The organism is Streptomyces tuirus, assembly GCF_014701095.1.
GTDB classification, from domain to species: Bacteria; Actinomycetota; Actinomycetes; order Streptomycetales; family Streptomycetaceae; genus Streptomyces; species Streptomyces tuirus.
In genome coordinates this window covers 5,413,880-5,436,051 of the sequence record NZ_AP023439.1, presented here as the reverse complement: position 1 = coordinate 5,436,051, position 22,172 = coordinate 5,413,880, and the positions used below count along the sequence as shown (strand labels likewise).

The following is a 22,172-nucleotide window of genomic DNA, read 5'->3' as shown; positions in this document are numbered from 1 at the left end:
TCCGGCCTGCCGCACGGGGCGTGCGGCAGGCCCGCCCTACTCCACGCCGATGAGGAGCAGGGCCCCCTGTCGTCCGCCCCGGTACACGACCGTGTCGACGGCGAGATACCCCTCGCGGACCCGGCCCTCCAGGTGCCCGGCGACGGTGTCGGGGACGTCGTCGCCCAGGACCAGGGTGACCATCTCGCCCCCGGCGGAGAGCATGCGGTCCAGGACGGCCTCGGCCGTCACCGCGAGGTCCGAGCCGATCACGGCCACGTCGCCGTCGATCAGGCCCAGGACGTCACCGGCCTGGCAGATGCCGGCCATCGTCCAGGACTGGCGTTCGGCGACGGTGACCTCGGCGTAGCGGGTGGCCCCGGCTGCGGAGGTCATGGACACGACGTCCTCGTCGAAGCGGCGGTCCGGCTCGTGCACGGCCAGCGCCGCGATGCCCTGGACCGCCGAGCGGGTCGGGATCAGGGCCACCCGGATGCCCTCCGTGCGGACCTGCTCGGCGGCGGCCGCGGCGGTGTGGCGCAGGTCGGCGTCGTTGGGCAGCAGCACGACCTCGCGCGCGTGGGCCCGCCGTACGGCCTGGACGAGCTCGCCGCTCGCGGGCGGCTCCCCGGGGCGGGCGAGCACGGTCGTCGCGCCGGCCTCGGCGTACAGCCCGGCCAGGCCCTCGCCGGGCACGACGGCCACGACGGCCCGCTGGGCGCGCTCCCGGGGCGGCCGCTCGGCCCCGGTGGTGTGTACGTCGCCGGCGCCGAAGTGGGTGATGCGGATGCGGTGGGGCCGCCCGGCCTCGATGCCGGCCTCGACGGCGGCGCCCGCGTCGTCGACATGGACGTGGACGTTCCACAGCCCGTCCCCGCCGACCACGACGAGGGAGTCCCCGAGGGCGTCGAGCCGCCCCCGCAGCCGCTCCACCGCCGCGTCCTCGGCCTCCAGCAGGTAGATCACCTCGAAGGCGGGCCCCACCTGGCCGGACGGGACGGCGGCGCTGTCGGCGCACTCCCCCGGGTCGCCGTCGGCGAGGACCCGCCCCGCGACGGGGTCCTCGCGCAGGTGAGGGCCCCCGGCGAGCCCGGTGCAGGCGCTCCCCGCCACCCCCCGTGTCCGCTCCCTCTCCCCCGTGAACGTCTCCACCAGCGCCCCGAGCACCGCGACCAGCCCCCGCCCGCCGGCGTCGACCACCCCGGCGCGTTCCAGGACGGGCAGCTGGCCCGGGGTCGCGGCGAGTGCCGTGCGGGCTCCGTCGTAGGCCGCCCTGGCGACGGTCCCGCAGTCGCCCTCGGCGCCGTCGGCCGCGTCGGCGGCGGCCGAGGCGACCGTGAGGACGGTGCCCTCGACGGGATGGGCGACGGCCCGGCGGGCGGAGTCGGCCGCGTGCCGCAGGGCGAGCCGCAGGTCCCGGCCCTCGGCGCGGGCGGTGTCGTCGTCGGCCAGCACCTGGGCCATGCCGCGCAGCAGCTGCGCGAGGATCGTCCCGGAGTTCCCGCGGGCGCCGATCAGGGCCCCGTGCGCCATCGCCCGGGCGGCGTCGGCGAGCGTCGGCTCTCCCACGGTCCCGGCGTCCGCTCTCCCGGCGCCCACCGCGGCTTCGGACCCCGCCGCGTGCCCCGCGAACACCGCCTCGACCGCCGCGACCGCCGACTCCACGGTCAGATACAGATTGGTGCCCGTGTCGCCGTCCGCCACCGGATAGACGTTGATCGCGTCGATCTCCTCACGCGCCCGCCCCAGTGTCTCGAGCGCGAGACCGCACCAGGTGCGCACCGCGAGAGCATCGAAGAATGTCTGCGGCACCTGCGCCACTACGCCTCCCTGAGCTGCTGGACGTGGCTCGCAGCGTAGACCCCGGGGCGGTGCCGACCGGAAGAGGGAGGGGCCGGGCCCCTGAGCTGCCATGGTAGTTTCGTTCTACGGGTGCAGCCGTTGTATGCTGCTCCGGTTGCCCGATCTGATCGGGCCTTCCCCCTGGCAACGCCACTCAGATTTCGACCGGCTCCCTCAGAGCCCGAGAATCTTGATCCCGGCCTGCCGGGATCAACCGTAAGTGCATCTGAAGTCTTTGGAGTGACCCGTGGCTGCCAACTGCGACGTCTGCGGCAAGGGGCCGGGCTTCGGCAACAACATCTCGCACTCGCACCGCCGTACGCCCCGTCGCTGGAACCCGAACATCCAGCGTGTGCGTACCGTGGTGGGCGGGACGCCGAAGCGCGTGAACGCTTGCACCTCGTGCATCAAGGCCGGCAAGGTCTCGCGCTGACGCTCAGCTAGCGCGCGGCCACTGCTGGTTCGCTGCAGAGCCGGTCCACCTCTGGTGGGCCGGCTCTTTGCCGTGCCTGTAAGACCTGCCCGGGGTGCGGCGGCCGTGCCACCGCACCCCGGCTGCTATACGTCGCCGCGGAAGCGCCAGCCGTGATCCACCGGCCCGATCCCCCCGCCGAGCGCGAACCCGGCCGCGACGGCCCCCGTGACGTACTCCTTCGCCGCCACCACCGCCTCCGGCACGGACCGCCCCTGAGCGAGCCCGGAGGCGATCGCCGAGGCGAGCGTGCAGCCGGTGCCGTGGGTGTGGCGGTTGTCGTGCCTCGGCGCCCGCAGCCAGTGCTCCTCAGAGCCGTCGGTGAGCAGATCGACGGCGTCCCCGGGCAGATGTCCGCCCTTGATCAGCACCCAGCGCGGCCCGTACTCCAGGACGGCCGCCGCGGCCCCGGGCATCTCCCGCTCCGACTCGACCCGTACGCCGGTGATCTGGGCCACCTCGTCGAGGTTCGGCGTGGCGACCGTCGCCGCCGGGAGCAGCTTCGAACGGACCGAGTCGAGCGCGGAGGCGGCGAGCAGGGCGTCGCCGTGCTTGGAGACGCCGACCGGGTCGACGACCGCCGGGGCGTCCGTCCCCGTGATCAACTCGGCGACCGCCTCGACGAGTTCCGCGGAGGCCAGCATCCCGGTCTTGACCGCCTGGACGCCGATGTCGTCGACGACACTGCGGTACTGGGCCCGAACGGCCTCCACGGGCAGTTCCCAAGCCCCCTGCACACCGAGGGAGTTCTGCGCGGTCACCGCCGTCACGACGCTCATGCCGTGCACGCCGAGCGCGAGCATCGTCTTGAGGTCGGCCTGGATGCCCGCGCCTCCGCCGGAGTCGGAGCCCGCCACCGTGAGGACATGGGGGATCATGACTCTATGTCCCCGAAGTGGTCCCAGCCGCCCTTGCTGGTCCAGGGCGCCCCGTCGACCGTCACCTGAGGCAGCGCCGAGGGGTTGAGGACCTCGCCGATGACCTTCCAGCGGGCGGGCAGCTTCACGTCCGGCGGGAACGTCGCCACGATCGCGTGGTCCTCTCCCCCGGTCAGCACCCACTGCATGGGGTCGACCCCGACGGCCTGCCCGATGTCGTTCATCTGGGACGGGATGTCGATCGCGCCGGAGCGGATGTCGATCCGCACCTTGCTCGCCTCGGCGATGTGCCCGAGGTCCGCGATCAGCCCGTCGCTGACGTCGCACATCGCGGTCGCCCCGAGCCCGGCGGCGGCGGGACCGGCGTGATACGGCGGCTCGGGCCGCCGGTGCGCCTCCACGAACGCCCGCGGCGAGCGGAACCCCCGGGAGAGCACCGCGTACCCGGCGGCCGACCAGCCGAGCCAGCCGGTCACCGCGACGAGGTCACCGGGCTGCGCGCCCGCCCGCGTCACCGGCTCCTGGTTGCGCAGATCGCCGAGCGCGGTGATCGACACCATGATCGAGTCGCCGCGCACGACGTCACCGCCGACCACGGCCGCGCCCGCCACCTGGCATTCGTCGCGCAGGCCGTCCATCAGCTCGCTCGGCCAGGTCACCGGCAGCTCGGCCGGGACGACCAGACCGAGCAGCAGCGCGGTCGGCACGGCGCCCATGGCGGCGATGTCGGCGAGGTTCTGCGCGGCCGCCTTGCGGCCCACGTCGTAGGCCGTCGACCAGTCCCGCCGGAAGTGCCGGCCCTCCACCAGGATGTCCGTGCTCGCCACGACCCTGCGGTCGGGTGCGGCCACCACGGCGGCGTCGTCGCCGGGGCCGACCCGGACCGCCGGGGTGGTGGTCAGACGGGAGGTGAGCTCCCTGATGAGCCCGAACTCACCGAGCTCACCAACAGTGCCCTTCATTGCCCTTTCTCCCCTTCTGTCCCTGTCCGTGCCCGGTCGCGGGGCATCTCGGTCCTCGCTACGGTCGAAGTGACCGTCGAGTTCTGCCGGACCTGCACCCCGGCGCGTACAACCCGGTCCCCGCAGGTCTCCCCGCGGCGAGCGGCGACGCGATACCGTGGCGTTCCTTTTCCCCACATGATCCTCGTGGCCGCCCTGGAGGTTCCGTGGTACAGGCGTACATCCTGATCCAGACCGAGGTCGGGAAGGCCTCGGTCGTCGCCGAGACGATCAGCAAGATCCCCGGGGTCCTTCAGGCCGAGGACGTGACGGGACCCTACGACGTCATCGTGCGGGCCCAGGCCGACACCGTCGACGATCTCGGACGCATGGTGGTCGCCAGGGTCCAGCAGGTGGACGGCATCACCCGCACCCTGACCTGTCCGGTCGTCCATCTGTAGCCCCCGTCTACCCTGTGCCGGTGAACTCTTTCCGTCACCGGCACCTTTGTGTCTTCCGCGTGTTCCGCATGCCCGCTGTCGCGCTGTTGATCACTGTTGCGGGCTGCTCCTCAGCAGACGACAGCGCGTCGGCGGCGGTTCCCAGTCCGGGCGCGAAGGCCGCGGAACTGTGCCGGACCCTGGACAAGGTACTGCCCGCGAAGGTGGACGGTGAGCGCCGTGCGGATCCCGAGCCCGCGTCGGCGCTGACGGCGGGCTGGGGCAGCCCGGCGATCATACTTCGCTGCGGTGTACCGCAGCCGCCGAAGATGGTCGACCCGAAGGTCGCGGACGGACAGGATCCGGATGCCGTCGCCGGGGGTGTGAACGGCGTCGACTGGCTGATGGAACGCGAGGACGGCGGCGGGCACCGGTTCACCACGGCCAACCGGGAGGCGTACGTCGAGGTCCGGGCGCCCGAGGGCGTGGACAGCTCGGGTGTGTTGATCGATCTTGCCGCGGCAGTGAAGAAGGCGATCCCCGAGGGGATCGCCTCCTGATCGCGGGGCTGGTGCTCTCGTCCTGAGTCCGCGGGCCGTTCATGGCTGATCGCGCAGTTCCCCGCGCCCCTTGCGGGTCGATTCAGCGCAGGCCCGTCGACCTGCGCAGTGCCGCCCGCACCAGCAGGTCGATCAGCTCCGGGTAGCTCACGCCGCTCGCCTGCCACATCTGCGGGTACATCGAGATGGGCGTGAAACCGGGCATCGTGTTGATCTCGTTGATCACGAACTCGCCGTCCTCGGTGAGGAAGAAGTCCGCGCGGACCAGGCCCTCGCACGACGCCGCGTCGAACGCGTCGACCGCCAGGCGCTGGACCTCGGCCGTCTCCTCCGGGGTGAGGGGCGCCGGGACGAGCCCCGGGGTGGAGTCGATGTACTTGGCCTCGAAGTCGTAGTACGCGTGCGTCTCGGGCGAGGGGATCTCCGCGGGGAGGGAGGCCCGGGGGCCGTCCTCGAACTCCAGGACGCCGCACTCGATCTCGCGGCCGCGCAGCGCGGCCTCCACCAGGATCTTCGGGTCGTGCCGCTGGGCCTCGGCGATGGCCTCGTCGAGACCGGAGAGGTCGTCGACCTTGGTGATGCCGATCGACGAACCGGCCCGCGAGGGCTTCACGAACAGCGGCCAGCCGTGCTCGCCCGCGAAGTCGACGATCTTCTTGCGGGCGGCAGCCCGGTCCTGCTCCCACTCACGGGGACGCACCACCACATACGGGCCCACCTTCAGCCCGAACGAGGTGAACACCCGCTTCATGTACTCCTTGTCCTGGCCCACGGCCGAGGCGAGCACACCCGAACCCACATACGGGACGCCGGAGAGCTCCAGGAGGCCCTGGAGGGTGCCGTCCTCGCCGTAGGGGCCGTGCAGCACCGGGAAGACCACGTCGACCTCGCCGAGCGCCTTGGGGACCGATCCCGGCTCGCTGTAGACGACTTCGCGGCTGGCGGGGTCGACCGGGAGGATCACCGCGCCCTCGGCCGACTCGGCGAGCACGTCGACGCTCGGCGGGCGCCGGTCGACGATCGCCATCCGCTCCGGTTCGTCCGCCGTGAGCGCCCAACGCCCGTCCTGGGTGATGCCGATCGGCAGGACGTCGTACTTGGTCCGGTCGATGGCCTTGAGGACGGCGCCGGCGGTGACCACGGAGATCCCGTGTTCGGAGCTGCGCCCGCCGAACACGACGGCCACACGCGGCTTGCGAGGCGGCTGCTCGGGGCTCTGGGGGAGGTTCTCGGTGCTCATATCGGGTTGAGAGTACCCGTTGGTAGGGCCCCTGGTAAGCGCCGTCGGCCTCGCGTCGCTCAGCGTCGTTCGGGCTTCGCGCTGCGCGACATCAGCTCCTTGAGCGCCACCACCGGGGGCTTGCCCTCGTGCACGATTCCGACGACCGTCTCCGTGATCGGCATGTCGACGCCGTGCCGGCGGGCCAGATCGAGCACCGACTCGCAGGACTTGACGCCCTCGGCGGTCTGCTTGGTGACCGCGATGGTCTCCTGGAGGGTCATGCCCTTGCCGAGGTTGGTCCCGAAGGTGTGGTTGCGCGACAGCGGCGAGGAGCAGGTGGCCACCAGGTCGCCGAGGCCCGCGAGTCCGGAGAAGGTCAGCGGGTCGGCGCCGAGCGCCATGCCGAGCCGGGTGGTCTCGGCGAGGCCCCGGGTGATGAGCGAGCCCTTGGCGTTGTCGCCGAGGCCCATGCCGTCCGCGATGCCGACGGCGAGGCCGATGACGTTCTTCACGGCTCCGCCCAGTTCGCAACCCACCACGTCCGTGTTGGTGTACGGGCGGAAGTACGGCGTGTGGCAGGCGGCCTGGAGCCGCTGGGCGACCGCCTCGTCGGTACAGGCGACCACGGCCGCGGCCGGCATCCGCGCGGCGATCTCCCGGGCCAGGTTGGGCCCCGTCACCACGGCGATCCGGTCCGGGCCGACCTTGGCGACATCGTCGATGACCTCGCTCATCCGCATCGCGGAGCCGAGTTCGACGCCCTTCATCAGCGACACCAGGACCGTGTCGGGGGCCAGCAGCGGGCTCCACTCGGCGAGGTTGCCGCGCAGGGTCTGCGAGGGGACCGACAGGACCGTGAAGTCGGCGTCCGCGGCGGCCTCGGCGGGATCGGTGGTGGCCCGTACGTTCTCCGGGAGCTCGACGCCCGGGAAGTAGTCGGGATTGGTCCGCGTGGAGTTGATCGCCTCCACGACCTCCGGGCGGCGCGCCCACAGGGTGACCTCGCACCCCGCGTCGGCGAGCACCATGCCGAAGGCCGTACCCCACGAACCGGCGCTCAGGACCGCCGCCTTGACCGGCTTGCTCACTTGCCCAGCCCCTCTTCCTGCACGGTCTGCCCGGAATTCCGGTGCGTCTGCGTCTGCGCCTGGGTGCGGCGCCGCTGCTCGATCCGCTCCCGGCGCGGGTCGTACGGCGTCTCCGGCGCCTTCTCGCCGCGGATCAGCTCCAGCTGTGCGGTGACGGCGGCCATGATGACCTCCGTGGCCTCCTTCAGCAGCTCCGCGGTCATGTCCCGGTCGTAGAACCGCGCGAGATCCACGGGCGGACCGGCGAGCACGCGGTGCGTCTTGCGCGGCAGCAGATGCGGCTTCTTCGCGTACGGCGGCAGCAACTCGTTGCAGCCCCACTGCGCGACGGGGATCACCGGGCACTTGGTCTGCAGGGCGACGCGCGCGGCCCCGGTCTTGCCGGTCATGGGCCAGCCGTCCGGGTCGCGGGTGAGGGTGCCCTCGGGATAGAAGGCGACGCATTCCCCCCGGTCCACGGCGTCGATCGCGGCCCGGAAGGCGCTCAGCGCATCCGTGCTCTCGCGGTAGACGGGGATCTGCCCGGTGCCCCGCATCGCGGCTCCGACGAATCCCTTCTTGAAAAGCCCGCTCTTCGCGAGGAATCGCGGGACGCGCCCGGTGTTGTACTGAAAGTGCGCGTAAGCGAAGGGGTCGATGTGCGAATTGTGGTTCACCGCGGTGATAAATCCACCCTTTGCCGGAATGTGCTCCATTCCACGCCAGTCCCGCCTGAGCAGAACCACCAGCGGCGGTTTGCAGATCACCGCGGCGAAGCGGTACCAGAAGCCGATTCTGCGGCGGGGCACGCGGACACCTTCCTCTAGGGCCTGAAGCCGGGGCCACGGGGGGCCGCACAAGTGTCGCCCCAGGCCGCCGGTCTGTCGAGAACACCGTACGCCCCGGCACGCCGCCGACCCGAGGCCCCGGGTGACAATGACCGCGACAAGAGGAGGACGGAACCCCCGTGCAGTGGACCCTGGTCGTACCCCTGAAGCCCCTGGCCCGGGCCAAGAGCAGGCTGGCGGACACCGCGGACGACGGGCTGCGGCCGGACCTGGCGCTGGCCTTCGCCCAGGACACGGTGGCGGCCGCGCTGGCCTGCCCGGCGGTGGGGGGTGTGGCAGTCGTCACGGACGACGCCCGGGCGGGCCGCGAGCTGGCCGCACTGGGCGCCGCGATCATCGCCGACGAGCCGGGCGGCGGCCTCAACGCCGCCCTCGCACACGCGACGCGGGTCGTGCGGTCCACGCGCCCGGCCCGGGCGGTGGCCGCGCTGAACGCCGATCTGCCGGCCCTGCGCCCCTCGGAATTGTCCCGGGTACTCGATGCCGCCGCCGAATTCCCGCGCGCATTTCTCCCGGACGCCGCAGCAATCGGCACGACGCTGCTGGCCGCCGCCCCGGGCCGCGAATTGTGCCCGGCCTTCGGCTCGGATTCCCGGGCCCGGCACCACGCCTCCGGGGCGGTGGAACTGCCCGTGACCGCGGTGGACTCCGTACGCCAGGACGTGGACACCGGCGATGACCTGCGCAGCGCTCTGGCCCTGGGGGTCGGCCCTCATACGGCCGCGGCCGCCGCGCGGTTGCTGATTCCCGGGCAGTAGGCTGCGCCCATGCAGGCGACCGCGTACACGTACGACCCCGAAAGCCGCAGCGGGCAGGTGCTCCTGGACGACGGCACCCCGGTGCCCTTCGACGCGGCCGCGTTCGACGCGGGGGGCCTCAGGCTGCTGCGCCCGGGCCAGCGGGTCCGCATCGAGGTGGAGGGCGCCGAGGACGCGCTCCGGATCACTCTCGTGACCCTGCAGACACTCTGATCACACGCTGAACACGCCGCGGGCCGGACTCCATGCGGAGTCCGGCCCGGCGCGTGAGTACCCCAGCGCCCTTACTTCTTGCGGGCGGTGGTCTTCTTGGCGGTGGTCTTGCGCGCCGTCGACTTCTTGGCGGGCGCCTTCTTGGCCGTGGCCTTCTTGGCGGGGGCCTTCTTCGCCGTGGTCTTCTTCGCGGCCGCGGTCTTGGACGCCGCCGTGGTCTTCTTGGCGGGGGCCTTCTTCGCCGTGGTCTTCTTCGCCGCCGCGGTCTTGGTGGCGGCCTTCTTCGCCGTCGTCTTCTTGGCGGTGGCCTTCTTCGCGGCGGCCGACTTCGTGGTCGCCTTCTTCGCGGCGGCCTTCTTGACCGTCGCGCCGGCGCCGCCGCTCAGGCTGCCCTTGGGCGCCTTCTTGACGGAGACCTCGCCCCCACGCGGGAGCTTCTTCGAGCCGCTGACCAGGTCCTTGAAGCCCTGACCTGCACGGAAGCGCGGAACGGAGGTCTTCTTGACCCGAACCCTCTCGCCCGTCTGGGGGTTACGGGCGTACCGGGCCGGGCGGTCGACCTTCTCGAACGAACCGAAGCCGGTGACCGAGACCCGCTCACCCGCGACGACCGCGCGGACGATGGCGTCCAGTACGTGGTCGACAGCCTCAGCGGCCTGCTGCCGGCCGCCCATCTTGTCGGCAATCGCTTCTACGAGCTGCGCCTTGTTCACGTCTTCCCCTTCGGAGACATCGCCAGAACGAAAGTGTTCAAGCTTTTTCGCACGTTAGGCAGATATATACCGCAAATCAAACACGAAACGGGCTAATCACCCTTGTGCCGCAACGAACTCGACAGTGAATCGAAGGGTTCAGCGTTCCTCGTCGGGGAGACGTCCCTCGTCGAGGTCCGCGGTGAACCGCTCCAGCCGTCTTGCCGCGTCGGCGAGATCGTGCTTGGCCGCGGCCGTAATGACCAGCAGCTTCCGGGTCAGCGCCATCCGTACGCCCTCCGGGACTTGCAGTGCGCGCACTCTTGTGTGCGCTTCCTTGAGTTGGTCCGCGACTGCCGCATAGAGCTCGAGTTGGCCGTCGTGTTCCATGCACAGATTGTGCCATCTGGGGCGAGTTGTCGCCTGCGCAGGGGACAACTGCCGCCTCCGACGGCCTTGCCGGCACACGTGGAAGTCACGGCTGCACCCCTCGCGTACCCCGGCAACCACCTGCTTAACGTGGGAAGTTGGCAGCTGAACAGCGGGTGGGCAGGGCCGTTCGGGTGCAGACACGGCTGTACCCCCGATCGGGCTGATCGGGGGTACAGAGGGGGTGTTGCGCTGGCCGAAAGTCGCCTTGTTCAGGGGCGGCGGATCGTGCTCCGGATCAGATCTGGATCGTCTGCGGCTTGAACGTGGGGCGCTTCGCCTCGTACGCGGCGATGTCCGCCTCGTTCTGCAGGGTGATCGAGATGTCGTCGAGGCCGTTCAGCAGCCTCCAGCGGGAGTTCTCGTCCAGCTCGAAGGCGGCGGTGATGCCCTCGGCGCGCACCTCGCGGCTCTCCAGGTCGACGGTGATCTCGACCTGCGGGTCCTTCTCGGTGAGCTCCCACAGCGCGTCCACGGTCTCCTGCTCCAGAACGACCGTGAGCAGGCCGTTCTTGAGCGAGTTGCCGCGGAAGATGTCGGCGAAGCGGGAGGAGATCACGGCCTTGAAGCCGTAGTTCTGCAGCGCCCAGACGGCGTGCTCACGGGAGGAGCCGGTGCCGAAATCTGGGCCGGCGACGAGCACGGTCGCACCCTGCCGCTCGGGCTGGTTGAGCACGAACGACGGGTCCTTGCGCCAGGCCTCGAACAGCCCGTCCTCGAACCCGTCGCGCGTGACCTTCTTGAGCCAGTGGGCGGGGATGATCTGGTCGGTGTCGACGTTGCTGCGGCGCAGCGGAACGGCCCGGCCGGTGTGGGTGGTGAAGGCTTCCATGGCTGATCAGACTCCAGCGGGCGTGGGGGCGTCGGCGGACAGGTCGGCCGGGGAGGCCAGGTGGCCGAGGACGGCGGTGGCGGCCGCGACCTGCGGCGACACCAGGTGCGTACGGCCGCCCTTGCCCTGCCGGCCCTCGAAGTTGCGGTTGGAGGTGGACGCGGAGCGCTCCCCCGGGGCCAGCTGGTCGGGGTTCATGCCCAGACACATCGAGCAGCCCGCGTGCCGCCACTCAGCGCCGGCCTCCTTGAAGACGACGTCCAGACCCTCGGAGACGGCCTGCAGACCGACCCGCGCGGAGCCCGGGACGACCAGCATCCGTACGCCGTCGGCGACTTTGCGGCCCTTGACGAGCTCGGCGGCGGCACGCAGGTCCTCGATGCGGCCGTTGGTGCAGGAGCCTACGAAGACGGTGTCCACCTTGATGGAGCGCAGCGGCTGCCCGGCCTCCAACCCCATGTACTCCAGGGCCTTTTCGGCGGCGAAGCGCTCCGAAGCGTCTTCGTACGAAGCGGGGTCGGGGACGGACGCCGAAAGCGGTGCGCCCTGGCCCGGGTTGGTGCCCCAGGTGACGAACGGCGACAGCGCGGCGGCGTCGATGACGACCTCGGCGTCGAACTCGGCGTCGTCGTCCGTCCTGAGCGTCTTCCAGTACGCGACGGCGGCGTCCCACTCGTCGCCCTCGGGGGCGTGCGGGCGGCCCTGGAGGTACGCGAAGGTGGTCTCGTCCGGGGCGATCATGCCCGCGCGGGCGCCGGCCTCGATCGACATGTTGCAGATGGTCATGCGGGCCTCCATCGAGAGCTTCTCGATGGCCTCGCCGCGGTACTCCAGGACGTAGCCCTGGCCGCCGCCCGTGCCGATCTTCGCGATGATCGCCAGGATCAGGTCCTTGGCGGTGACGCCCTCGGGCAGTTCACCGTCGACCGTGATCGCCATGGTCTTGGGGCGGGACATCGGCAGCGTCTGGGTGGCCAGCACGTGCTCCACCTGGGAGGTGCCGATACCGAACGCCAGCGCGCCGAAGGCGCCGTGCGTGGAGGTGTGCGAGTCGCCGCAGACGACGGTGGTGCCGGGCTGGGTCAGACCCAGCTGCGGGCCCACGACGTGCACGACACCCTGCTCGACGTCGCCCAGCGGGTGCAGCCGCACGCCGAAGTCGGCGGCGTTCTTGCGCAGCGTCTCCAGCTGGACCCGGGAGACCGGGTCGGCGATGGGCTTGTCGATGTCGAGGGTCGGGGTGTTGTGATCCTCGGTGGCGATGGTGAGGTCCAGGCGCCGCACGGTGCGGCCGCTCTTGCGGAGGCCGTCGAAGGCCTGCGGGCTGGTCACCTCGTGCAGCAGGTGCAGATCGATGAAGAGAAGGTCGGGCTCGCCCTCCGCGCGCCGGACGACGTGGTCGTCCCAGACTTTCTCCGCGAGTGTCCTACCCATCGCTGTTCCCTCCGGCCGGCGACGATCCGCCGGCCCAACTAGAGATCTTGAGGAGGCGGTGCCCGTACCCCTGATTCCGGGCACGCACCACCAGGCCCTTACGTCACGGGCCGTTGTGACTTCGTGATTCCAGGGTGGCGCGTTCCACGGAAAATTGAACTTGCGTTTCACAGAGTGAGACGGGAGTATCGTTGCATGGACAACAGTAGCGGCGTCGGCGTTCTGGACAAGGCGGCCCTCGTCCTGAGCGCTCTGGAGTCCGGTCCGGCCACCCTCGCGGGTCTGGTCGGTGCTACCGGACTGGCACGACCCACGGCCCACCGCCTGGCCGTGGCCCTGGAACACCACCGCATGGTGGCGCGCGACATGCAGGGCCGTTTCATTCTCGGCCCTCGCCTGGCCGAGCTTGCCGCGGCCGCGGGTGAGGACCGTCTCCTCGCCACCGCCGGCCCGGTGCTCACGCATCTTCGTGACATCACGGGCGAGAGCGCGCAGCTCTATCGCCGTCAGGGCGACATGCGCATCTGCGTCGCCGCGGCGGAGCGTCTGTCCGGACTGCGGGACACCGTCCCGGTCGGTTCGACGCTGACGATGAAGGCCGGCTCCTCGGCGCAGATCCTGATGGCCTGGGAGGAGCCGGAGCGGCTGCACCGCGGTCTGCAGGGGGCGCGCTTCACGGCGACGGCGCTGTCAGGTGTGCGGCGGCGGGGCTGGGCGCAGTCGATCGGTGAGCGGGAGCCGGGTGTCGCGTCCGTGTCCGCGCCGGTGCGGGGGCCGTCGAACCGGGTGGTTGCCGCGGTGTCCGTGTCCGGGCCGATCGAGCGGCTGACGCGTCACCCGGGGCGGATGCATGCGCAGGCTGTGATCGATGCGGCCGGGCGCCTCTCCGAGGCATTGCGGCGCACTGGCTGAACCGACTGATCGTCCTTGGGGAGAGCAGGCCTCAACGCCGCGGCAGGCTTTCCCCGAGTACGCGCCGCAGTACGTGCGGCATCGCTGTCGGGTGCGGGACCGCCGTGGCTGGTCGCGCAGTTCCCCGGCCCCCAAAAGCCAAGAAGGCCCTCCACCGAAGTGGAGGGCCTTCTCTGTTGTACCCCCGACCGGATTCGAACCGGCGCTACCGCCTTGAGAGGGCGGCGTGCTAGGCCGCTACACAACGGGGGCGTGGAGCCTGCGTTTCCGCAGGTCCGAGCTGGTCTACCTGGACTCGAACCAAGACTAACTGAACCAGAATCAGTCGTGCTGCCAATTACACCATAGACCAATGTGGTTTAGACCAGTCAGTACCCCCGACCGGATTCGAACCGGCGCTACCGCCTTGAGAGGGCGGCGTGCTAGGCCGCTACACAACGGGGGCCCTAGCAGTCCCGAGATGATCGTTGATCACTCGGAACCAGTACCCCCGACCGGATTCGAACCGGCGCTACTGCCTTGAGAGGGCAGCGTGCTAGGCCGCTACACAACGGGGGCGATGCAGATGAGCTCTGCGAGCTGGCCTACCTGGACTCGAACCAAGACTAACTGAACCAGAATCAGTCGTGCTGCCAATTACACCATAGGCCACTGGAACGCAAGCCCCGGAGGGTCCGTGTTCTAGTTGTGCGCCTGGGGGTTCCGGCCTTCCGGCCCGCTCCCGCGGCGCAGGAAGAACATTACCCGAAGGTGGACGGGGCTCCAAAACGAGTATCCGAGCCCAGCAGGGACGGCAGTTCGGCGAGGGACGCGATGCGGTGCGGCCCGGCGGGCGGCTCGATCGTGGCGTACAGACCGCCTCGGTCGATCCACACCGACAGCAGTCCGGCGTCGGCGGCGCCCCGCCCGTCGATCTCCGGGTGGTCGCCGACGTAGGCGACCTGGTGCGGCGGCAGTCCGAGGAATTCGCAGGCCGCGAGGAACGCCCCGGCCTCCGGCTTGGAGATGCCCAGCTCGGCCGCGCAGAGGATGGTCTCGAAGCGGTCGTGGACGCCGAGGGCCCGCAGCTTGCGGTCCTGGACGTGGAGGCTGGAGTTGGAGAGCACCGCGTGCCGGTGGCTGGCGGAGAGGGCGTCGAGGACCGGGAGGACGTCCGGGAAGAGGGCCCAGACCGCCTCGTAGTGGGCGACGTACCGCTGGAACCACGCGTCGGCCTCGGCGTCGGTGAGGTCCCGGTCCAGGAACACCCGTACGCGGTCGCGCCGCTGGTCCTCGAAGGTGGCCTCGCCGGCCGAGAAGCGGGCCCATTGCAGGTGGGTGATCTCCCGCCAGTGGTCGAGGGCCTGCTCGACGCTGCCGTAGCGGTCGAGCAGGCCCTCGGCCGTGAGGTGGGCGCGCATGCCGAGGCGGTCGGCGGTGGTGTAGTCGAAGAGCGTGTCGTCGATGTCCCAGACCACGGCTTGGATGCTCATGTTCCGACCGTACCCACGGCGGTGTGCTGTCAGCCCGGGTTCACGGACGGCGAGTGGACCGGCAGGACCGCGAGGGCGGCGTCCGAACCGGACGCCGCCCTCGCGGTGTGGTGCCGTGTGCCTACGCGGTGAGCTTCGCCAGCGCCGCGTCGATCCGGGCCAGGGTGGTCTCCTTGCCCAGGACCTCCAGGGACTCGAACAGCGGCAGCCCGACCGTGCGGCCGGTGACGGCGACGCGGACGGGGGCCTGGGCCTTGCCGAGCTTCAGGCCGTGGGCCTCGCCGGCGGCCAGGACGGCCTCCTTGAGCGACTCGGCGGAGGTCCAGTCGGCGGCCTCCAGCTTCTCGCGGGCGGTGCGCAGCAGGGCGTCGGAGCCCTCCTTCATCGCCTTGTTCCAGGAGGCCTCGTCGAAGACCGGCTCCGGCAGGAACAGGAAGTCGACGTTGTCCGTGATCTCGGAGAGCACCTTCACACGGGTCTGCGCGTGCGGGGCGATGGCCTGCCACTTGGCCTCGTCGAACGCCTCCGGGGCCCAGGGGGCGTGCGGGGCCTTCAGCCAGGGGGCGCAGCGCTCGGTGAAGTCCTTCACGTCGAGCATGCGGATGTGGTCGGCGTTGATCGCCTCGCACTTCTTCAGGTCGAAGCGGGCCGGGTTCGGCTGCACGTCCGCGATGTCGAAGGCCGCGACCATCTCCTCGATCGAGAAGACGTCCTGGTCGGCGGAGAGCGACCAGCCGAGCAGGGAGAGGTAGTTGAGCAGCCCCTCGGGGAGGAAGCCGCGCTCCCGGTAGAGGTTGAGGGAGGCCTGCGGGTCACGCTTGGAGAGCTTCTTGTTGCCCTCGCCCATCACGTACGGCAGGTGGCCGAAGGACGGGATCTCCTTGGCGATGCCCAGCTCGATCAGGGCCTTGTACAGGGCGATCTGGCGCGGGGTGGAGGAGAGCAGGTCCTCGCCGCGCAGGACGTGGGTGATCTCCATCAGGGCGTCGTCGACCGGGTTGACCAGCGTGTACAGCGGGGCGCCGTTGGCGCGGACGATGCCGTAGTCCGGGACGTTCTCCGGGGTGAAGGTCAGCTCGCCGCGCACCAGGTCGGTGAAGGTGATCGGCTCGTCGGGCATCCGGAAGCGGACGATCGGTTCGCGGCCCTGGGCCTTGTACTCCTCGACCTGGGCGGCGGTCAGCTCACGGCAGTGCCCGTCGTAGCCGGAGGGCTTGCCGGCGGCGCGGGCGGCCTCGCGGCGGGTGTCCAGCTCGTCCTGGGAGCAGTAGCAGTGGTAGGCGTGACCGGCGTCGAGCAGTTTCTGCGCGACGTCCTTGTAGAGGTCCATGCGCTGCGACTGGCGGTACGGCGCGTGCGGGCCGCCGACCTCGGGGCCCTCGTCCCAGTCGAAGCCCAGCCAGCGCATCGAGTCGAGCAGCTGGGTGTACGACTCCTCGGAGTCGCGGGCGGCGTCGGTGTCCTCGATGCGGAAGACCAGGGTGCCCTGGTGGTGCTTGGCGAACGCCCAGTTGAACAGGGCGGTGCGGACCAGGCCCACGTGGGGGTTACCGGTGGGCGAGGGACAGAAACGGACGCGTACTGGAGTGCCGGATGCGCTAGCCACGCTTGACAACCTTGTTGGTGAGAGTGCCGATGCCTTCGATGGTGACGGCGACGTCGTCGCCGACGTTCAGGGGGCCGACCCCAGCCGGGGTGCCCGTGAGGATCACGTCGCCGGGGAGCAGCGTCATGGCCTCGGAGATGTTGACGATCAGATCCTCGACGGAGTGGATCATCTCGCTGGTGCGGCCCAGCTGGCGCTGCTGGCCGTTGACGGTGAGCTGGATGGTGAGGTCGCTCGCGTCCAGGTCCGTCTCCACCCAGGGGCCGAGCGGGCAGGAGCTGTCGAAGCCCTTGGCCCGGGCCCACTGCTTCTCGCGCCGCTGCACGTCGCGGGCGGTGATGTCGTTGGCGCAGGTGTAGCCGAAGATCACGTCCTTGACGCGCTCGCGCGGGACCTCGCGGCACATCCGGCCGATCACCACGGCCAGCTCGGCCTCGTGGTGCACCTCCTCGGAGAAGGAGGGGTACTGGATCTCGTCGCCGGGGCCGATCACCGAGGTGGACGGCTTGAAGAAGGCGAAGGGGGTCTCGGGGACCTCGTTGCCCAGTTCCTTCGCGTGCTCGGCGTAGTTGCGGCCGAAGGCGACGACCTTGTTGGGGAGCACCGGCGGCAGCAGCCTGACCTTGCTCACCGGCACCTTGGTCCCGGAGAGCTCGAAGTCCGCGAACGGGATGCCCTTGATGATGTCCAGGACGAGCTCGTCCTGCTTGTCGCCCTCGATGGCGCCGAAGGCGACGTTCCCGTCGATGGAGAACCTGGCGATGCGCACGGGATGCTTGGCCCCTTGACTGAGCGGCTGGAGTCTGACGCTCCAGGCTAACGCGGTGAGGTGTCCCCGCCCCGCGCATTAGGAAGGGGCGCCCCGTCGCGGGGGGCGCCCCTGGAAAATCCGGGTCCCGCCACCGTGAGCATCCGGCGGCCGGCACGCGTACCTGCTGGTGTCACTCCGCGGCCGCGGCGGCCGCGACGGGGATCTCCATGAGGATGGTGCGCTTGGGGTTTGCGGTCTGGGCCGGCAGGTCGACGGGGTGCTCCGGCTGCTCCGGCGTCTGCAGTTCGTCGGCGTCTTCCAGGTGTGCCAGCGTCGTGCGCCGCGGATTGGCGATCTTGTGGAACATCGTCGTCGTCTTCACTGTTTACTTGACCCTGTCCTGTGAACGGGCGCCGGGCGGGGTGTGAACCCCCGTACGGGCGCGGGTTGTCGGTTGTGCCATCGATGTAAAGCGTCAGGCTAAACATCCAATTCCCCGGCCCGGCGGCGCCGGGGGCACGATCGGCGTGTGAGTTTGCTCACGAACCCGAGGGCGAAACGGTCAATCCGGACTCGCACTCCACCCCAACGAAACGGACATTGGCTCACTGAAGCCATCATTCCGCTCCTGATCATGGCGACTGGGACACCCGGCACGGCTCGTCGACTCGCGGGATTACGCCCGAAATAGACGAACTCGCTTTCTACGAGCCGTGATCCGGCACTCACGTGCTGTCACCTACATCACGGCTCGGCCTACGGGCCTTGTTGGAGATCCTGTGCTGTGCTGGAATCTCACGGACCGCCGCAGGATCGAGCCGGCGCACAGGGGGCGCACAGACGCGCCGAGCGGCGGTGAGAAGGGGGAGCCAGCTCCGGTCACTCACGACCACCACGGGGGCGTTTTTCAGGGCGTCCCCAGAACGCCGACACCGTGCCCCGCCGTTCGGACGGGGTGCCTGGTCCAGAGGTTGCGACGCTAGTGCAGGGACGTTTCAAGAGGGATGGCAGCGCTTCGGCGGAGCCGGAGCCGCACGGCGGGACTGGCCCCATGAATGGCGGCTCCTCGCCCCAGCACGCCCAGAACCAGGGCCCTGCCGGTGACGGCGGCGAGCGCTCCGGGCCGACCGCACCCGGCTCCACGAGCCCGTCCAAGGGGCTGAAGCCGCCGACGGGTCCGGTGGGCCCCGGTCCGCGAATAGCCCTGCGGAACTGGCGTATCTCCACCCGCCTGGTGTCGCTGCTCGCGCTCCCGGTGGTCGCCGCCACGTCGCTGGGCGCACTGCGCATCAACGACTCCATGGACAACATCCAGCAGCTGGACAACATGAAGCTGCTGACGGATCTGACCAAGCAGGCCACCGAGCTGTCGGCCGCGCTCCAGGAGGAGCGCGACCAGTCGGCCGGCCCGCTCGCGCACGGCGGCAAGGCCACGGACTTCACGGTCAAGGGACTTCGCGAGAAGACCGACCGGGCGAGGAAGAACTTCCTCGACAGCTCCGAGGAGATCGACAGCAGCAGCAAGGACGGCAACCTCAAGGGCGTCCGCGAGTACCTCGTCCAGCTCGCCGGCGAGCTGGGTGACCTGGAGCAGATCCGCAAGGGCGCCTACGCGTCCGACGACAACTCCACGCAGACGATCGAGGCGTACCACCGTCTGATCGAGAACCTGATCGACCTCTCCCAGGACATGGCCGAGGCGACCAGCAACCCGGACATGATCCAGCGCACGCGTGCGCTCGCGGCGTTCTCCTCCGCCAAGGAGTACTCCTCGATCCAGCGCGCGGCCCTGGCGGCGGCCCTGCCCGCGAGCAACACCACGACCGGCAAGCTCTCGTCCAACGACCGGCTCTACGCCGAGTCCGCCCTGGAGAGCCAGGACTCCGAGCTCCGCAGCTTCAAGAGCATCTACGGCGAGGACTCCGCCGCCGAGCTGCTCAAGCCGATCGAGGACGGCGGCAACTCGACGATCAAGGCGACCGACACCTACGCGGGTCGCGCCCTGAAATCGGCGAGCGGTCTCGCCCAGCAGGACAAGCGGTCCTACCGCGACTGGCTGGACGACAGCTCCACCAAGATCCAGCAGATGAAGAACATCGAGCACACGCTGCTCGAGGAGATGGAGCAGAAGGCCCGCGAGCTGCGCAGCGCCACCGAGCGCGACGCGATCATCTCCGGTGCCCTGATCCTCATCGTGCTCGGTGTGTCGCTGGTCGGCGCCTTCGTCGTGGCGCGGTCCATGATCCGCTCGCTGCGCCGCCTGGAGGACACCGCGACCAAGGTCGCCTCCGACCGTCTGCCCGAGCTGGTCAAGCAGCTGTCCGAGTCCGACCCGCAGGACGTCGACACGTCCGTGGAGTCGGTCGGTGTGCACTCCCGGGACGAGATCGGCCGGGTGGCCGCGGCCTTCGACGACGTGCACCGCGAGGCGGTCCGGCTCGCCGCCGAGCAGGCCCTGCTGCGGGGCAACGTCAACGCGATGTTCACCAACCTCTCGCGCCGCTCCCAGGGCCTCATCCAGCGTCAGCTCTCGCTCATCTCCGAACTGGAGTCCCGCGAGGCCGACCCGGACCAGCTGTCCTCGCTGTTCAAGCTCGACCACCTCGCCACGCGCATGCGCCGTAACGGTGAGAACCTCCTCGTCCTCGCGGGTGAGGAGCCCGGCCGCCGCTGGACCCGTCCGGTGCCGCTGGTGGACGTGCTCCGCGCCGCCGCGTCCGAGGTGGAGCAGTACGAGCGCATCGAGCTGGCCTCGGTGCCGACCACCGAAGTGGCCGGCCGCGTGGTCAACGACCTCGTGCACCTGCTCGCCGAGCTGCTGGAGAACGCCACGTCGTTCTCCTCGCCGCAGACCAAGGTCAAGGTCACCGGTCACGCCCTGCCCGACGGCCGGGTGCTGATCGAGATCCACGACACCGGTATCGGCCTGTCGCCGGAGGACCTGGCCGCGATCAACGAGCGGCTCGCCTCTCCCCCGACGGTGGACGTCTCCGTCTCCCGCCGCATGGGTCTGTTCGTGGTCGGCCGGCTGTCCCAGCGGCACGGCATCCGCATCCAGCTCCGCCCGTCCGACTCCGGTGGTACGACCGCGCTGGTCATGCTGCCCGTCGATGTCGCCCAGGGCGGCCGCAAGCCCCAGCCCAAGCAGCCCGGTCAGCCGCCGGCCGCCGGCGGCGGTCCCGCCGCCGCGCAGGCCGCCGCCGGTGCGGCCGCGGCCCGGCGTGCCGCCGGTGCCGGCCCGTCCGGCGGTGCTCTCGGGGCCGGTGCGTCCGGCGGCGGCCGGCTCGGTCCCGGTCAGAGCCCGCGGGCCGCGCTGCCCGGGCGGGATGCGGACGGTGGCCGTCCGGGAGCGCCGGGCGGTGCGCGCGGACCGCAGGGTCCCGGCCCGTCGTCGTTCGAGCAGGGTGGTCCCTCGCAGGGCCGTCCGGCTCAGGGCGGTGCCGGTGCGTTCGGTCAGCAGGCGCCGGGCGCCCCGCAGGGCCGGCAGGCTCCGGGTGCCCCGCAGGGTCTGCAGGCCGCGGGCACCAACGGCCCGCAGGGCCAGGACGCCTTCGGCGGTGGCCGGAGCCGGAAGAAGCAGGGCGGCGACGCCGAGCAGGGCAAGGGCCGCAGGCCGCAGCTGCCGCCGCGCGGTGGTCCGCGGGCCGAGCTGCCCGGTGGCGACGCCCAGCAGCGCGTACCGAGCTGGAGCGACGAGAACGCCCAGCCGCCGGTGCCGCGCGCCTCGCTGGACGCCCCGCGCGGCCACGAGGAGCCGGACGTCTCCCGCACGTCGCCCCTCCCGCGCGTCGACGACCGGCAGGGCCCGGGTGCGACGACCGAGATGCCGGTTGTGCCGCACGACAACGACCGGCAGGGCCTCGGCTCGCCGTCCGACTTCGGCGCCGCCCGGCAGGCGGATCCGTTCGGCCCCGGCGCGAACGTCCCGCAGGGCCAGGGCCAGTTCGTCCGCCCGGACGTCTTCGGCACCCCCGGCGGCCGCCCGGACCCGTCGTCCACGTCGGGCCACTACCCCGCCCCGCAGTCCTACGGCAACGGCTCCACGGGCCAGTACCCGGCGCCCCAGTCCTACGACAACGGCTCGAGCGGTCAGTACCCGGCGCCTCGCCAGGACGCCAACTCGACGGGCCAGTACCCGGCTCAGCGCCAGGACAACGGCTCGACCGGGCAGTACCCCGTACCCCGCCAGGACAACGGCTCCGGGCGTCCCACCCTCCCCGGTCCGGCCACCCAGGCCGACCCGGCGGGCAGGGGCCGGCCCGAGCGGCCGCAGCCGAACGGCGGCCGGGGCCCGGCCGACTTCGGGGCCTCGCTTCCGCCCGCCCCGCAGACCCGCCCGGTCCGGCAGGAGCCCGAGGCCCTGCCGCCGGCGTCCGGTCCCGGCGACGGTCGTACGCCGCTGTACGACACGCTGGAGACCAACTGGTTCCACGGCCAGCAGGAGCAGCAGCAGAACAACGGCTCCGCTCCGGCCGTCCCGCAGCAGCCGCAGGGACCCACCGGTCCGCAGCGGTCCGCAGCCGTCGGCTGGCGCACCTCGCCGAACGACGACCTCGTCCGCCAGGCCGAGCGGGTCCGCCAGCCCGCCGCGGGTGGTGTCACCACCTCCGGCCTGCCGCGCCGGGTGCCCCGGGCGAACCTCGTCCCGGGCACGGCTCAGCAGCAGACCCACCAGAGCGGTCCGCAGGTCTCGCGTGCGCCCGATGACGTGCGCGGCCGGCTGACCAATCTCCGTCGGGGAATCGCACAGGGTCGTCAGGCCGGGTCCACCCAGACCGGCAGCCACCCACGGCCCACTCACCAGCAGGAGCGTTAGTTGAGTCC

At 71.0% G+C, this 22,172-nt stretch carries 21 protein-coding genes and 5 tRNA genes; 7 read left to right on the top strand and 19 right to left on the bottom strand.

Annotation, left to right across the window (positions count from 1 at the left end; all coding sequences use genetic code 11):
* Positions 1-36: 36 nt before the first annotated feature.
* Complete coding sequence (locus IGS69_RS25100) at positions 37-1,800, bottom strand: DAK2 domain-containing protein (protein WP_190902758.1); 1,764 nt, start codon at positions 1,798-1,800, stop codon at positions 37-39.
* A 268-nt stretch (positions 1,801-2,068) separates the two neighbouring features.
* On the opposite strand from IGS69_RS25100, the gene rpmB reads away from it, so the two are divergent.
* Positions 2,069-2,254 (top strand): 50S ribosomal protein L28, encoded by a 186-nt coding sequence (rpmB, locus tag IGS69_RS25095; protein WP_004924906.1) that lies wholly within the window; start codon positions 2,069-2,071, stop codon positions 2,252-2,254.
* Positions 2,255-2,379: 125 nt separating this feature from the next.
* Here rpmB and thiD read toward each other — a convergent pair whose 3' ends face one another.
* Together thiD and IGS69_RS25085 are read right to left on the bottom strand one after the other, a co-directional pair.
* Positions 2,380-3,171: a bifunctional hydroxymethylpyrimidine kinase/phosphomethylpyrimidine kinase gene (thiD, locus tag IGS69_RS25090; RefSeq protein ID WP_190902757.1), complete on the bottom strand. Its 792-nt coding sequence runs from the start codon at positions 3,169-3,171 to the stop codon at positions 2,380-2,382.
* The gene (locus IGS69_RS25085; RefSeq protein WP_031106940.1) at positions 3,168-4,133 is read right to left on the bottom strand and encodes a thiamine-phosphate kinase; all 966 of its coding nucleotides are present in this window, start codon (positions 4,131-4,133) and stop codon (positions 3,168-3,170) included. The genes thiD and IGS69_RS25085 overlap by 4 nt, the downstream gene beginning before the upstream one ends.
* A gap of 206 nt (positions 4,134-4,339) precedes the next feature.
* Between IGS69_RS25085 and IGS69_RS25080 the strand changes: the two genes are divergently transcribed.
* Both IGS69_RS25080 and IGS69_RS25075 read left to right on the top strand, forming a co-directional pair.
* Positions 4,340-4,573, top strand: a complete 234-nt coding sequence (locus tag IGS69_RS25080; protein WP_190902756.1) for an Lrp/AsnC family transcriptional regulator — start codon at positions 4,340-4,342, stop codon at positions 4,571-4,573.
* Positions 4,574-4,593: 20 nt separating this feature from the next.
* Complete coding sequence (locus IGS69_RS25075; RefSeq protein WP_385864808.1) at positions 4,594-5,112, top strand: DUF3515 domain-containing protein; 519 nt, start codon at positions 4,594-4,596, stop codon at positions 5,110-5,112.
* Positions 5,113-5,194: 82 nt separating this feature from the next.
* Here IGS69_RS25075 and IGS69_RS25070 read toward each other — a convergent pair whose 3' ends face one another.
* Genes IGS69_RS25070 through IGS69_RS25060 form a run of 3 tightly spaced genes read right to left on the bottom strand, consistent with a single transcriptional unit; the run spans position 5,195 to position 8,210 of the window.
* On the bottom strand, positions 5,195-6,352 hold the full coding sequence (locus IGS69_RS25070; protein WP_190902755.1) for a D-alanine--D-alanine ligase family protein: 1,158 nt from the start codon (positions 6,350-6,352) through the stop codon (positions 5,195-5,197).
* A gap of 59 nt (positions 6,353-6,411) precedes the next feature.
* The gene (locus IGS69_RS25065; RefSeq protein ID WP_031106935.1) at positions 6,412-7,422 is read right to left on the bottom strand and encodes an NAD(P)H-dependent glycerol-3-phosphate dehydrogenase; all 1,011 of its coding nucleotides are present in this window, start codon (positions 7,420-7,422) and stop codon (positions 6,412-6,414) included.
* Positions 7,419-8,210, bottom strand: a complete 792-nt coding sequence (locus IGS69_RS25060) for a lysophospholipid acyltransferase family protein (RefSeq protein ID WP_190902754.1) — start codon at positions 8,208-8,210, stop codon at positions 7,419-7,421. Before IGS69_RS25060 ends, IGS69_RS25065 begins: the two co-directional genes overlap by 4 nt.
* 158 nt (positions 8,211-8,368) lie before the next feature.
* Between IGS69_RS25060 and cofC the strand changes: the two genes are divergently transcribed.
* Both cofC and IGS69_RS25050 read left to right on the top strand, forming a co-directional pair.
* On the top strand, positions 8,369-9,007 hold the full coding sequence (gene cofC / locus IGS69_RS25055) for a 2-phospho-L-lactate guanylyltransferase (protein WP_190902753.1): 639 nt from the start codon (positions 8,369-8,371) through the stop codon (positions 9,005-9,007).
* A gap of 9 nt (positions 9,008-9,016) precedes the next feature.
* Positions 9,017-9,220 carry a hypothetical protein gene (locus IGS69_RS25050; protein ID WP_031106931.1) on the top strand — a complete coding sequence of 68 codons (204 nt, stop codon included), beginning with the start codon at positions 9,017-9,019 and terminating at the stop codon, positions 9,218-9,220.
* Positions 9,221-9,291: 71 nt separating this feature from the next.
* Here the strand turns inward: IGS69_RS25050 and IGS69_RS25045 are convergent, their stop codons facing one another.
* The 4 genes from IGS69_RS25045 to leuC form a co-directional block, all read right to left on the bottom strand.
* Positions 9,292-9,933 (bottom strand): HU family DNA-binding protein, encoded by a 642-nt coding sequence (locus IGS69_RS25045; protein ID WP_190902752.1) that lies wholly within the window; start codon positions 9,931-9,933, stop codon positions 9,292-9,294.
* 138 nt (positions 9,934-10,071) lie between these two features.
* Complete coding sequence (locus tag IGS69_RS25040) at positions 10,072-10,302, bottom strand: SCO5555 family protein (protein WP_030851947.1); 231 nt, start codon at positions 10,300-10,302, stop codon at positions 10,072-10,074.
* Between the two features lie 277 nt (positions 10,303-10,579).
* Positions 10,580-11,173 (bottom strand): 3-isopropylmalate dehydratase small subunit, encoded by a 594-nt coding sequence (leuD, locus tag IGS69_RS25035; RefSeq protein WP_190902751.1) that lies wholly within the window; start codon positions 11,171-11,173, stop codon positions 10,580-10,582.
* A 6-nt stretch (positions 11,174-11,179) separates the two neighbouring features.
* Complete coding sequence (leuC, locus tag IGS69_RS25030) at positions 11,180-12,607, bottom strand: 3-isopropylmalate dehydratase large subunit (RefSeq protein ID WP_190902750.1); 1,428 nt, start codon at positions 12,605-12,607, stop codon at positions 11,180-11,182.
* A 195-nt stretch (positions 12,608-12,802) separates the two neighbouring features.
* On the opposite strand from leuC, the gene ndgR reads away from it, so the two are divergent.
* Entirely contained in the window at positions 12,803-13,519 is a 717-nt protein-coding gene (gene ndgR, locus IGS69_RS25025) for an IclR family transcriptional regulator NdgR (RefSeq protein ID WP_003993203.1), read from the top strand.
* A gap of 179 nt (positions 13,520-13,698) precedes the next feature.
* Here ndgR and IGS69_RS25020 read toward each other — a convergent pair.
* The 9 genes from IGS69_RS25020 to IGS69_RS24980 all read right to left on the bottom strand — a co-directional run bounded on the left by IGS69_RS25020 (position 13,699) and on the right by IGS69_RS24980 (position 17,730).
* Positions 13,699-13,771: transfer RNA gene (locus IGS69_RS25020), tRNA-Glu, on the bottom strand.
* Positions 13,772-13,799: 28 nt separating this feature from the next.
* Positions 13,800-13,871: transfer RNA gene (locus IGS69_RS25015), tRNA-Gln, on the bottom strand.
* A 20-nt stretch (positions 13,872-13,891) separates the two neighbouring features.
* Positions 13,892-13,964, bottom strand: a tRNA-Glu gene (locus IGS69_RS25010).
* A 40-nt stretch (positions 13,965-14,004) separates the two neighbouring features.
* A tRNA-Glu gene (locus IGS69_RS25005) sits at positions 14,005-14,077 on the bottom strand.
* Between the two features lie 21 nt (positions 14,078-14,098).
* Positions 14,099-14,170 (bottom strand) — tRNA-Gln (locus tag IGS69_RS25000).
* Positions 14,171-14,259: 89 nt separating this feature from the next.
* Positions 14,260-14,991 carry an HAD family hydrolase gene (locus tag IGS69_RS24995; RefSeq protein ID WP_190902749.1) on the bottom strand — a complete coding sequence of 244 codons (732 nt, stop codon included), beginning with the start codon at positions 14,989-14,991 and terminating at the stop codon, positions 14,260-14,262.
* 121 nt (positions 14,992-15,112) lie between these two features.
* Complete coding sequence (gene gltX / locus IGS69_RS24990; RefSeq protein WP_190902748.1) at positions 15,113-16,597, bottom strand: glutamate--tRNA ligase; 1,485 nt, start codon at positions 16,595-16,597, stop codon at positions 15,113-15,115.
* Complete coding sequence (locus IGS69_RS24985; protein WP_190902747.1) at positions 16,590-17,366, bottom strand: fumarylacetoacetate hydrolase family protein; 777 nt, start codon at positions 17,364-17,366, stop codon at positions 16,590-16,592. The genes gltX and IGS69_RS24985 overlap by 8 nt, the downstream gene beginning before the upstream one ends.
* A gap of 172 nt (positions 17,367-17,538) precedes the next feature.
* The gene (locus IGS69_RS24980; RefSeq protein WP_184854233.1) at positions 17,539-17,730 is read right to left on the bottom strand and encodes a hypothetical protein; all 192 of its coding nucleotides are present in this window, start codon (positions 17,728-17,730) and stop codon (positions 17,539-17,541) included.
* 600 nt (positions 17,731-18,330) lie between these two features.
* Between IGS69_RS24980 and IGS69_RS24975 the strand changes: the two genes are divergently transcribed.
* The gene (locus IGS69_RS24975; RefSeq protein WP_190902746.1) at positions 18,331-22,164 is read left to right on the top strand and encodes a sensor histidine kinase; all 3,834 of its coding nucleotides are present in this window, start codon (positions 18,331-18,333) and stop codon (positions 22,162-22,164) included.
* Positions 22,165-22,172: the final 8 nt, after the last annotated feature.